Below are 12,820 nucleotides of genomic sequence, written 5' to 3' on the forward strand. Positions count from 1 at the left end.
GATTATTTTTAATTAAAACTCTTAAAATTTAAGAATATTTGCCTCAAGCAAAGCGTGTTATTCTTTAACTAACTAAGTAAGCGTGAGAATAAAAGCAAGGAGCTGAGCATTTGAAGGTAAAAAATATATTTGTAGATGGACAAATTCAGCCTTTAGGAATAGATAACTTGCTTCCCACCTTTCACTGGGATTTTGCAGAAGCTGAGGAAAGAGGAACTATCCAAACCGCCTATCGTATCCTTGTATCCGAGACACGCCAAAACCTCGCTGCGGATATTGGAGAGATCTGGGATACTGGACTGGTCCGTTCAAATCGAAATGTCGGGATCACTTATTGCGGCCCCACACTTCAGTCCCGTCAGCGTTATTATTGGAAGGTTCAAACATGGGATCAAAAGCAGCAACAATCGGAAAGTCCTATTTCATGGTGGGAAATGGGCCTCCTTTGCCCCGAGGATTGGACCAGCCAATGGATAGGCCATAGCACCCAAAGCATTGGCAGCTCCAGTTCCGCGATGCCTTTGTTTAGACAGACTTTCACTGTCAAAAAAGACATCAAAAAGGCACGGGTTTATATATGCGGTTTAGGACACTATGAGCTCCGATTAAATGGAAATAAAGTGGGAGAAAGGGTGTTAGACACCGGCTGGACAAATTATGATAAGACTTGTCTTTATTCAGTCTATGACGTGACCGCCCAGCTTCAAGTCCATGAAAATGTGCTAGGAGTTTTATTAGGCAATGGTTTTTATAATGTAACAGGCGGGCGCTACACTAAGTTTAAAAATTCCTTTGGCTTACCAAAATGTCGCGTTCAACTAGAGATTGAGTATAAGGATGGTAGCTTTGATACCATTACCAGTGATCGAGAATGGATGACAAGTCAGGGGCCGATAACGTTCTCCTGTATTTACGGCGGAGAGGATTACGATGCGCGTTTGGAGCAAGACGGATGGGACAAACCTGGCTTCACACTGCATTCTAAATGGCAAAAGGCTACCGAGGTTCAAGCCCCGCTTGGCAAATTATCCGCCCAAAAACATCCACCTTTAAAAGTAATGCAGACCCTAAAGCCTGTTAATGTGTCTGAGCCCTTACCTCATGTGTTTATCATCGATTTTGGACAAAATTTTTCGGGGTGGGTCAGGATTAAAGTCAAGGGGAAGCGCGGGGAAACCATCAAGCTAAGTCCGGGTGAATTATTAAATAAAGACGGAACGGTCAACCAACAAGCGAGTGGGGCTCCCTATACATTTAATTATGTTTTAAGAGGTGAGACAATAGAAGTTTGGGAACCACGGTTCAGCTACTATGGGTTTCGCTTCTTACAGATTGAAGGGGCAATCCCTAAGGAGTTACAGGATAAATCAAATGAACAGGCCCAGCTTCTTGACGTTCATGGACAAATCATTTATCCAGATATACAAAAAATTGGCGACTTTTCGAGTTCGAATACACTTATAAACCAGACCCATCAACTGATTAACTGGGCAATGGTAAGCAATATGAAGAGCGTCTTAACCGACTGTCCGCATCGGGAGAAGCTTGGCTGGCTAGAACAAGTCCATTTAATGGGACCGTCTTTGATGTACAATTTCTCCCTCCAGCCGCTGCTTGAAAAAATCATTGCAGATATAAGCGATAGTCAGCTTGATAATGGCATGATACCAACAATTGCCCCGGAGTATGTGGCTTTTAAAAAACCATGGGATATCTTCCGTCATTCTGTCTCGTGGGGAGCCACTTATATCATCATACCATGGCGCCTGTATCAGATTTACGGAACAACCCAAATTTTAAAGCAGCATTACCAAGGAATGAAGAAATATATTGACTATTTAACAGCGAAAGCTGACAATTTTATCATTCAAGACGGGTTAGGCGATTGGTATGATGTCGGGAAAGAGCGGCCTGGCTTTTCACAAAACACCCCTGTTGCACTACCAGAAACTGCTATGCTGTATCATGTAGTCCAGCTTTTTCAGCAAATTGCTGATCTATTGGGGCAAAGAGAGGATTCACGTTATTATCAAAACACTGCCAAGCAAATAAAGCAGCAATTTAATGACCATTTTTATCATCCCAACACCCATCAATATGGAACAGGCAGTCAAACCTCACAGGCAATGCCGCTTGCCCTTGGTTTAGTTGACAAAGCCAATCAAAAGCATGTTTTTCAACACTTGGTTCAAGACATTCTTAAGCATGACTATCATACCACTGCCGGAGATATCGGCTTTCGTTTTGTTTTAGCGACGCTTAGACAATACGGAAGATCCGATATCATTTATAAAATGACACAAAAAACAGACCACCCTAGCTATGGATTTCAAATTCTGAACGGGGCAACGAGCTTAACTGAGGCATGGGATGGCCCCGTTGTTGGCACCTCCCAAAATCACTTTATGCTGGGGCATATTGAAGAATGGTTCTACAAAGGCCTTGCAGGCATTACTTATGAATTGAATCCAATAACGGGAACCACTCATATCACTTTAGCACCTTATCTTGAAAAGGAACTGAAACGCGTATCGGCTCAGCATAGACTTGTGAGTGGCCTTATGAGCGTTAAATGGGAATGGCTGAGCAACACCCATTTTCAGCTGGAAGTCCGCATTCCTGTCAATTGTCATTGCACGGTTTCCCTTCCTGCTAAATCGCTACAATCCGTTTACGAAAAAGCACACAGCCTGCAGGATATTTCCGCCATTCGTATAAAAGGATATGAGAATGGGCGTGCACTCTTCACCCTGGCATCAGGCCATTATCATTTCACCGCTGAAGTGTAATCCTCCTTGTGCTAAAAGACACCGAGCACTTTACCTCCAGATCGGATAATAAGCTGTTTGGTGTCTGTTTATGATTTAAACCAGCCTTTTTTAATAAACCATGCGACCATCCCTACCCCAATCGCCAGCATGATCACCATCACGCCGTAATACCCATAATGCCAGTGAAGCTCTGGCATGTTATCAAAATTCATGCCATACACACCAACGATAAAGGTCAGTGGGATAAAAATAGAAGAAATGACGGTCAACGTCATCATAATGGAATTCATGCGATTAGAGTTGAGAGAAAAATAGCTATCACGCATATCTGCCGTCATTTCACGGCTTGAGTCAACGATTTCTGTCAGCCGGATAAGATGATCATAGATATCATTAAAATAAACCTTGCGCTCTGTCACTTCTTTGAGCCGCTCAGAATTCAGCATTCTGTACACCAGCTCACGCGTGGATTGAAAGGAGCGTCGCAATTTGATTAAATCCTTACGCATGTCAAAGATTTGATCAATGAGATCCCCCTTAATACGTTCTTCTAACTTGTCTTCTAAGTCATTCAGTGCGTCTTCAATATTATAAGCTGCAGGAAAATACATATCGACGATTTTATCCAAAATATGATATAGCAATTGTGCTGGGGAATCGACCTTTTTAGAAACGAGAATACTATTCCAAACCTCATCAATTTCGACTACAGGATCATGATGGAATGAAACCAGAAAACGCTCGGAAACAAAGAGATCTACTTCTTCTGCCCCTAATGTTTCTTGGTTTAGAGAATGCAAGACATAAAAGTTATAGCCATCATAATAATCCAGTTTTGGTCGCTGTAGAAAATGCAGACAATCCTCAATGGCCAGTGGGTGAAAGTGAAACACTTCACTTAATAAGCGTATGTCCGCTTCAGTCGGTAAAGAGAAATCTACCCAAACCCACTGATTGTCACTGCTATCTGCCATCACATCCCCGATATTCACAGGCTGATGGATTTCTCCCTTATCGGTCATCATTCTGATCAAGGCGCTTGTCATTCCTTTTATTTTTATTGTATTGTTTATATTTCCTCTTAATGTGGCATTTAAACTTCATTCTATTAGAAGCTTCATCACCATTTTAACGAAACTTTGTACTTTAGAACAGTGGATAGATATCACCACGTCTGACCCATTTTTTAAAATTTAAAACAATAAGATATTTCCTCACTTCCAGCATGTCTCACTGCTACACTTATTCTTAATATCTATTTGAGAGACCTATCAATTTGAAGACCAAAGCTGAAGACAGGCTTCCGAATCAAGACGCGAGCGCGACAAAGGGCGAGGCAAGAGAACAAAAGCCAGTTTCAATGCAACAAAAGTCCAGCTCCTTTTAACAAAAGCCTCGGGCGAAATAACAAATAATGCTTGAAGTTTCCGAAAAGATAAGAAAAACCGGGCGAAAAGCATGCCCGGTCTTTGTCCTTAGTATAGGGCATCATCCAATATGAACTAGGCTTCATTGCCTGGTCAAGTGGAATGGAGCGCAAGGCTCGAGATTCGGAACACTCTAAAATCATGTGTTCCTCGGGCGCCGCTGACTCATGATGCAGAGACTAAAAGACTCCTGCGGGAAGTGGGAGATCGGTAAGACCTTACCAGTAAGAAGGCGCGAGGAGGCTTACCGCTTCCCCGCGGAAAGCGAGCGGCCTGGAGCGGAATCGCGCACCGGTCTCGTGACCAGAAATTTTATACTTTCTGATCTTTGAACAAAAACCGTAGGCATTTTAACAAATGCCTCAGCAAAAATAACAAATAAAACGCGAAGTGAACAAATAGCGAGCAAATCCGGGATTCAAGTTTCCGAATCCAGGGGTGGGCGTAACAAAAAGCATTACAACTTAACGAAAGACCAGCCCCTTTTAACGAAAGTCTCGACTAAATTAACAAATAATGCTTGAAGTTTCCGAATAGAGAACGAATCCCCGGTGTAAGTTTCCGAATCAGAGTCTGCGTGCAACAAAAGGCTGAGGCAAGTTAACAAAAGCCAGTTTCAAAGGAACAAAAGTCCTGCCCTGTTAACAAAAGCCTCGGGCGAAATAACAAATAATGCTTGAATTTTCCGAAAAGAGAACAAAACCGCGGGGCAGGCTTCCGAATCCAGGGCTGAGCGTAACAAAAAGCTGAGGTAAAATAACAAATTCTCCCTCAATGAAACAGAAGATGTAGACCTTTTAACACATGCCATTAGCTTATCCCTAAAAGGTAGCAACGAAAAGTTATACCTAGACTATTCATAGAAGTTCCCAAAACACAGTAAAAAGGTTTATCTATCAAGTGGTTTATTCTGTATTTCAACGCATCAAATAAATGAAAAAAGAATCCATTTCTGATAAGGTTAAATCACCACAAAATAACCACCGGAAAGGATTCTTATATTGGCTCCTTTACCGCAAATAACGCTTGATTTCAATCGCCAAATGAAATTGTCAAATGATGGAGGATTACTTTCCTCCGATACCGGTGAGTTCATTTTCCGAGAATGCGACGAAAAAGTGGATTTCTCCCAAACTTTGATTCAACATCTCAAACTAAAGGATGAAAGGCATTACTTTGTTCACTCGAATGAAGTCCAACGCCAGTTTACAAAGTCTCGCAAAAGAGCTACACCCTAACTCAATGCCGTCCGATGTATCAAAGACGGAAATGCATTATGAAGAGATGGACTATCAAGCGCGGTCATGGGCTAAACCGCGAAATGTGATTGTCCAATCCGTTCGGCCGGCTGGAGAATTGTTTTTCACCCATTCTTTCTTTGTGACAAACCTATGGATGCTTTTTCACCGAAGGCGATTGTCCGCGCTTATCAGAAAAGAGGAACGATGGAAAATTACATCAAGGAAGTAAGAATGGTTTTAACTTTGATAGAATGTGCAGCCATTCCTTCCAAGTTAATGAGGTAAGAATGATGCTTAAGCCTGCTGGCGTACAACCTACTGGCTTCGTACGCATTGCTTTCCAGAGGGACAAAAGAATATGCCAATCCAACCCATACGGACAAGGATCATTAAAGTGGCCAGCAAATGAGTAAAGTCAGGGCGATCTTTGTACTTCAAATGTTCTTCCAGTTTCGTGTATCAAACGTTTTTTTGGGACATACTTCAACGCATTCAAGCATTAAAACTCGAGTGATTGGAGCGTATGGCGCGAGANAGACCGCCCGCGGAAAGCGAGTGCCAGGAGCGGAAATCACCTGCTGATGCCATGCCTGACTTCAGAGGGCAAATAGAAAACTCCCTTTCAGGAAAGAGCTTTTAAAACTTTTTTAGGCACCAAGGGTGGAGTATGCCCAAAAACAGGTGATCGCACAGTGCCTAATTATTTTTATTTCTTCATCGCAGTATAACGCCGTCCTTTTCCTAATAAAGGAATGAAAAGTATGGTTTTGTACTTAAACCTCGTTTTCTTTGCAGGTATGAATAAATCAGGTCTCTTAATGATCAAAAAATAGACTTTCTAATGAATGCTTCATTAGAAAGTCTAACACTTCATTTAATCTGCTGTTACTCCGCCACGCGACGTGTTTTTTTAATGAAGAAGGATAGTGCAATGCCAATAATACAGATACATGCTGCGACAAAAAATGCGACATTCACACCGTGGATTATCCCTTGAATACCGTGTGTTTTAACATCTAATGCTGTGTTGGCCATAATGGTGAACATAAGCGCCGTACCAATAGAACCTGCCACTTGCCGCATCGTATTATTCATCGCTGTTCCATGTGGGATGAGCTTTTGCGGCAATTGATTGAGACCGGCTGTTGTAACTGGCATCATGACCATCGCTATACCAAACATGCGAATCGCCCACATGGTTGCCAAATAAGTATAAGAAGTATGTGCTGATAGATTCGTAAAGGTAAAGGTTGTGATAGTCGTAATAATTAGTCCGACAAGCGCCAGCCAACGCGCACCTATTTTATCAAAGATTCTTCCTGTGATCGGAGATAAAACGCCCATCACAATAGCACCTGGGAGCAACATCACACCTGATTTAAGCGGCGAATAGCCTAGCATATCCTGCATATAAAGAGGAAGAATAGTCGCCCCTGAAATCATCACTAAGAAAACGATCATACCAATAGCTGTTGTTAAAGTGAAGGTCCCATACTTAAATACTCTAAATTCAAGGATAGGCTGTTGCAATTTCAATTGACGGATGATAAATAGGATTAGCGCAACGGCACCGACAGCCAGCGTCACAATGACTTCGATGTCTCCCCATCCTTTTGTTCCCGCAGTACTAAATCCGTACAATAGCCCGCCGAAACCTATTGTCGATAATATAATAGAAAAAATATCGAGTTTTGGATATGTCAGCTTTGTCACATTCTTTAAAATAAAAAAGGCAAAAATAAAATCCAAAATTGCAATAGGAAGAACAATGTAAAACAGCACTCTCCATGAATGATTCGTAACGATCCATCCTGATAATGTCGGACCTATCGCTGGAGCAAAGGCAATAACCAAGCCGAACATCCCCATTGCTGCCCCGCGTTTTTCGATAGGGAAGATGGCGAAAAAGATTGTCTGCATAAGTGGCATGATAATCCCTGCCCCCGATGCCTGAATAATGCGTCCAACGATCAAGAAGCCAAAATTAGGAGCCACCGCACAGATCAATGTACCAATCCCAAACAAAGCGATAGCTGTTAAAAACAGCTTACGCGTTGAAAAACTCCCGATCAAAAATGCCGTAATGGGAATCATAATCCCATTGACTAATAGAAAAACTGTTTGTAACCACTGAACCGTTGTATTGTCTAGACTTAAATCCTTCATTATATGAGGAAGGGCGGTCGCCAGCAATGTTTGATTCAAAATAGCAACAAAGGCACCTGAGATTAAAACAGCGACAATCAAACCTCTTTTGAACTCAGGGGTCGCTTGTTGTTGCGTCGTCATTTAAAACATTCTCCTTTCTCATTTACCATAATAAAAACAGAGTGACAATATTGTCACCCTAACCTGTCTAAGGACTTAACATTGATTGTACCAAACTTATATAAAGGCAAAAAGGAATTCGCTCAGCTCCTCCTATTTCATATGCTGACTACGCGTTAAGCTATCGCAAAAATCAGCAAAACCATTGACGTCACCTGTTAATGGTGGTACATTAAATGTCGACTTTATTAATTCCTAGTAAAAACATAAGAAATGAGGTGTTTTAGTTGACTACAGCTAATTTAAACGGTTCTTCCACTTCTAAGTTAGAAGGTCTAGTAAAAAAACTAGGCAGACCTCAATCTTTATTGATCGGTCTTGGTCTTATTTTAGCTATACTCATAGATATCCTGGCCTTTCATTATGGCGGCACAAGCCTAGGCGTACAATTATGGCTTGGCCTTGCTCTTGGATTTGCTTTATTTCATTCAAGATTTGGCTTCACATCTGCTTTTAGACGCTTTTTAGCAGTTGGTAATGGGGAAGGCATTCGGGCACAAATGGTGATGCTTGCGGTTGCAAGTACTTTGTTTGCAATTATTCTCAGCACCGGCTATTCCTTTTTCGGAGGGACGCCAACAGCTTCTGTTTCACCAGTAGGCGTCAGTGTTGTTGTCGGCTCCTTTCTTTTCGGTATCGGTATGCAAATGGGAGAAGGCTGTGCATCAGGAACACTTTACCATATTGGTGGAGGCAAAAGTGAGAATTATATTACGATTATTGGCTTTGTCATCGGTTCCGTTATTGGGGCATTGCATTGGAACTTCTGGATGAATGATCTCCCCGCCTTTAAACCTTTTTCTTTTGCTACATCAACAGGACTAGGGTATTTTGGTGGCTGGGTCATTCAGATGATCATTTTCGCTGCCATCTTTTTCATCAGCCTTGCTGTCGAAAGAAAACGTCATTCTCCAAAAATGGCGCCCCTTCCAACGAGTCATGGGATTGCACGCATCCTACGCGGATCTTGGCCAATGATGGTCGGTGGCATTGTTCTTGCCGTTCTTAATGCGCTTACGCTGATGACAAGAAATTCGCCATGGGGAGTCACATCTGCTTTTGCACTATGGGGATCGCAAATCAGCCAGGCACTCGGTATGCATCCAGAACATTGGATTTATTGGCAAGGTAAAACCGCTGCGCTTCACCAGTCTGTTTTTGCCGACTCTACGTCAATAATGGACTTTGGCGTGATTATTGGAGCGTTTATCGCAGCGACAATAGGTGGATTATTTTTCTTTACAAAAATGTCCGGTAAGCTCATCGCAAGCGCACTTATTGGTGGTATCTTAATGGGATATGGAGCACGGATTGCCTTTGGCTGTAATATCGGGGCCTATTTCAGTGGCATAGCTTCCTTCAGCCTGCACGGTTGGGTCTGGTTGATCTTTGCGATGCTCGGTTCGTACACAGCCCTTTATATCCGTCCATTATTTGGCATGAAAGTACCAAGCTCAGACGATCGTTTTTGTTAAGTCAAAAGCGCCGACAGTAGAATGACTGCCGGCGCTTTTTTATAGTGATCACAATTCACCTTATAAAAGGTCTGGACATTTGTAAAGCATTTTGGGATTTTGGGGTTTGGGTCAGTGCTTATTCACCCATATTGATCCAAACGGTTTTGACTTCATTATAATTGTTCAAAGCGTAAGAGCCCATTTCTCGTCCCATTCCTGACTCTTTATAGCCTCCAAATGGGGCTGCCGCATCAAAAACATTGTAGCAATTAACCCAAACTGTTCCTGCTTTTATACGTTTGGCAACATAATGAGCCGATTTCACGTTCTCCGTCCAAAGTCCCGCTGCCAAACCATAATTTGTTCGATTGGCCCGCTCAATCACTTCATCTAAATCTTCAAAGGGCATCGCTGCCACTACTGGACCGAAAATCTCTTCCTTAGCAATGGTCATACGATCATCAACATCAGCAAAGACTGTTGGCTCTACAAAATAACCTTGTTCAGTAAATTTACCCCCTGTTAACAGTTCAGCCCCCTCTTCTTTGCCTTTATTGATATAACTTATGACACGATTTTGTTGTTCTTTTGAAACCAGCGGTCCCATCTCTGTCTCTTGATTCAACCCTTCGCCCTGTTTAATAGATTGAGAGTGAGAAACCAGATCTGCCAGAACATTATCAAACGATTTCTTTTGGATGAATAGCCGAGAGCCTGCACAACATACCTGACCTTGGTTGAACATAATGCCTGACAGTGCTCCCGGTATTGCCCGAGTCATATCCGCATCTGGGAGAATGATGTTTGGTGACTTTCCGCCTAATTCCAAAGTGACCCGTTTGAGAGATTTCGAGGCCTCAGCCATGATTGACTTTCCAACTTCAGTAGAACCGGTAAAAGCAATTTTATTTACTAGCGGATGTTGAACTAATGGAGCACCAGCCGTTTCACCATATCCAGGCAATACATTTAATACACCTTTAGGGAATCCTGCTTCTTCAGCCAGTTGTGCTAAGTATAATGCTGATAACGGAGTTTGCTCGGCAGGCTTTAGAACAACTGTACACCCAGAGGCAAGGGCGGCACCAAGCTTCCAAGCTGCCATTAAAAGTGGAAAATTCCAGGGAATGATTTGCCCGACAACGCCAACGGGCTCATGTCTTGTATAAGTAAAAAAGTCACCTTGAACTGGGATGGTTTGCCCAACAATTTTTGTTGCCCATCCAGCGTAATAGCGGAAATGCTCGATGGCAAGCGGGACATCCGCAGCGGTTGTTTCACGTATGGGTTTACCATTATCCAATGTATCGAGCTGCGCAAGCTCTTCCTTGTGCTCTTCCATGAGATCAGCAAGCTTATAGATCAGCCGACTGCGATCCGCTGTACCAAGTCGCGACCATTCTCCCTCGTCGAAGGCATAGCGAGCGGCCTCAACGGCCCGATTCACGTCTTCTTCTCCGGCTTCATACACTTCAGCAAGGACCTCTCCCGTTGCAGGGTTTAAGGTTTCAAATGTTTTACCAGTTGCCGATTCTACCCATTGACCATTGATATACATTTTCTTTTTCCCTTTAAGAAACTCTGCTAATCGTTCCGAGATGGATAAAGCTGGTAATACCATACAAAAACCTCCTTAGTAAGTTTTGTAAAACTACTTCTATATTTAATGAAGAAAACCCTTTCATAATGAGTGAATTTATTGATTTTTTTATCGACAATCTTCGACTCGACATAAGCATTTTAGTAGGGAGGCCTTACTTTTGGCTTTTCTCTCCAACTTCTCATGGTAAAGAAAACATCCCTTCAATGGTATGAAGGGATGTGATCACTTTTCAACTAATTTTCAGTTACAGGGACAACTTTTTGTTCTTTCGAATCCTTCCCTTGTTTCTTTGGATTTTTAAGGAAGAAGGCCATGACTAAAGCAACAACTGCCAAACAGGTGACAACAATGAACGAGATATTCACACCATGAATGCTCGCTTCAATCGGATTAGGAATCGCTCCCGAGGCTTTGGCGTCACTTAGCTGATGCTTTGATACATTACTCATAATTGTAAATAGTACCGCTGTTCCAATCGAGCCCGCTACTTGTTGGAGCGTATTTAACATCGCAGTTCCATGTGGATGCATGCTCTGTGGCAATTGATTTAATCCTGCAGTAAAGATTGGCATCATCGCCATCGATAAACCAAACATCCGGATGGCATACATGACAGATAAAAAGGCAAATGACGTCGATTGATCTAGAAATGCAAAGGGAAGCGTGCCAAGGGCGACTATAGCTAATCCAATGACAGCCAGCCATCTTGCACCAATCTTATCAAAAACCATTCCTGTAACTGGAGACATGATGCCCATGACAATCGCACCAGGCAACAGCATTAATCCTGAATCAAACGCTGTAAAATTACGCATATTTTGCATATAAATAGGGAGTATGGTTTCAGCCCCGATTAAGGACATCATAACGACCATACCAAGGCAAATAGTTAGAGAGAACACACCGATTTTAAAGACTTTAAACTCCAATAAAGGCTGTTTCATCGCAAGTTGGCGCCAGATAAAGAACATTAATACAATGCCACCAACGATCAAGCTGATGTAAACATAGGGACTCCCCCAGCCTTTATTCCCTGCATTACTAAAGCCATACAGAAGGCCGCCAAAGCCTACGGAAGAGAGTAAAATCGATAAGATATCAATTTTGGGCCGTGTCAATGGAATAACATTTTTCATATAAACAATGGCAAGAATCACAACGATAATAGCAATAGGTAAAACGACATAGAAAAGAGAGCGCCATGCATAATTCTCTACCAACCATCCTGATAACGATGGCCCGATAGCTGGAGCAAAGGCGATGACAATGCCAGACAGCCCCATTGCTGCTCCCCTTTTCTCTTCAGGGAAAATCGTTAGAAAGACGTTCATCATCAAGGGCATCATAACACCGGACCCAGCCGCCTGCACAATTCTTCCCAAAAGTAGAACTTCAAAGGATTGGGAGAGCGCAGCAATTAATGTACCAAGGGTAAATAACACCATAGATGTTATAAAAAGCCTGCGGGTTGAAAATTTCACGATTAAAAAGGCACTGATAGGAATCATAATCCCATTGGTTAATAAGTAAGCCGTCGTCAGCCATTGCACCGTATTTTCTGTAATATTAAAGGCAGCCATGATATGCGGGAGCGCTGTGGTGAGAAGCGTCTCATTTAATAAGCCAACAAACGCGCCGATCAACATGATCATGACAATAGGTGCTCTTTTGAAATTTTGTTCTGTATGTGAAGCCGTATCTGTCATATTTTTTCCTCACTTTCTAGACTTGCCGGTCAGTAACTACAAGTATAAATGACCAGTCGGTCACACGTCAACATTTTTGTTCAGACTTCTAACATCCATAAATCACGCTCAAAAAGTGGAGCGACCCCATTCATGACTGAAAAAAAAACAGGCAATACCCGATCCTTTTTAATTAGAGGGTAATGAGAGGAAACTCCCATAGCAATGCCCTATGATATTCGTGTTATTTATTGTTACACTATCAAAATTTATAACGTCACACTGTCTCTCTTTTTAATATAAGAAAA

General features: G+C 42.3%; 7 protein-coding genes and 1 pseudogene. 4 read left to right on the forward strand and 4 right to left on the reverse strand.

Annotation, left to right across the window (positions count from 1 at the left end):
• Positions 1 to 110: 110 nt before the first annotated feature.
• Positions 111 to 2,789 (forward strand): alpha-L-rhamnosidase, encoded by a 2,679-nt coding sequence (locus IEW82_RS16995; RefSeq protein WP_188697421.1) that lies wholly within the window; start codon positions 111 to 113, stop codon positions 2,787 to 2,789.
• A gap of 68 nt (positions 2,790 to 2,857) precedes the next feature.
• On the opposite strand, the gene corA is transcribed toward IEW82_RS16995, so the two are convergent.
• The gene (gene corA, locus IEW82_RS17000) at positions 2,858 to 3,796 is read right to left on the reverse strand and encodes a magnesium/cobalt transporter CorA (RefSeq protein ID WP_229672743.1); all 939 of its coding nucleotides are present in this window, start codon (positions 3,794 to 3,796) and stop codon (positions 2,858 to 2,860) included.
• Between the two features lie 1,403 nt (positions 3,797 to 5,199).
• On the opposite strand from corA, the gene IEW82_RS20455 reads away from it, so the two are divergent.
• Both IEW82_RS20455 and IEW82_RS17005 read left to right on the forward strand, forming a co-directional pair.
• Entirely contained in the window at positions 5,200 to 5,436 is a 237-nt protein-coding gene (locus tag IEW82_RS20455; RefSeq protein WP_373285733.1) for a transposase, read from the forward strand.
• A pseudogene (locus tag IEW82_RS17005) lies at positions 5,375 to 5,953 on the forward strand (transposase). Before IEW82_RS20455 ends, IEW82_RS17005 begins: the two are co-directional and overlap by 62 nt.
• Before the next feature lie 371 nt (positions 5,954 to 6,324).
• Here IEW82_RS17005 and IEW82_RS17010 read toward each other — a convergent pair.
• Positions 6,325 to 7,728 carry a DHA2 family efflux MFS transporter permease subunit gene (locus IEW82_RS17010; RefSeq protein ID WP_188697426.1) on the reverse strand — a complete coding sequence of 468 codons (1,404 nt, stop codon included), beginning with the start codon at positions 7,726 to 7,728 and terminating at the stop codon, positions 6,325 to 6,327.
• Positions 7,729 to 7,994: 266 nt separating this feature from the next.
• On the opposite strand from IEW82_RS17010, the gene IEW82_RS17015 reads away from it, so the two are divergent.
• A complete protein-coding gene (locus IEW82_RS17015) occupies positions 7,995 to 9,242 on the forward strand; it encodes a YeeE/YedE family protein (RefSeq protein ID WP_188697429.1) in 1,248 nt (415 codons plus the stop codon).
• Between the two features lie 118 nt (positions 9,243 to 9,360).
• Here IEW82_RS17015 and IEW82_RS17020 read toward each other — a convergent pair whose 3' ends face one another.
• Together IEW82_RS17020 and IEW82_RS17025 are read right to left on the reverse strand one after the other, a co-directional pair.
• On the reverse strand, positions 9,361 to 10,845 hold the full coding sequence (locus IEW82_RS17020) for an aldehyde dehydrogenase family protein (RefSeq protein ID WP_188697433.1): 1,485 nt from the start codon (positions 10,843 to 10,845) through the stop codon (positions 9,361 to 9,363).
• A gap of 215 nt (positions 10,846 to 11,060) precedes the next feature.
• A complete protein-coding gene (locus tag IEW82_RS17025; protein WP_188697437.1) occupies positions 11,061 to 12,533 on the reverse strand; it encodes an MDR family MFS transporter in 1,473 nt (490 codons plus the stop codon).
• Positions 12,534 to 12,820 lie beyond the last annotated feature (287 nt).

Source organism: Pullulanibacillus camelliae, from assembly GCF_014642655.1.
GTDB classification, from domain to species: Bacteria; Bacillota; Bacilli; order Bacillales; family Sporolactobacillaceae; genus Pullulanibacillus; species Pullulanibacillus camelliae.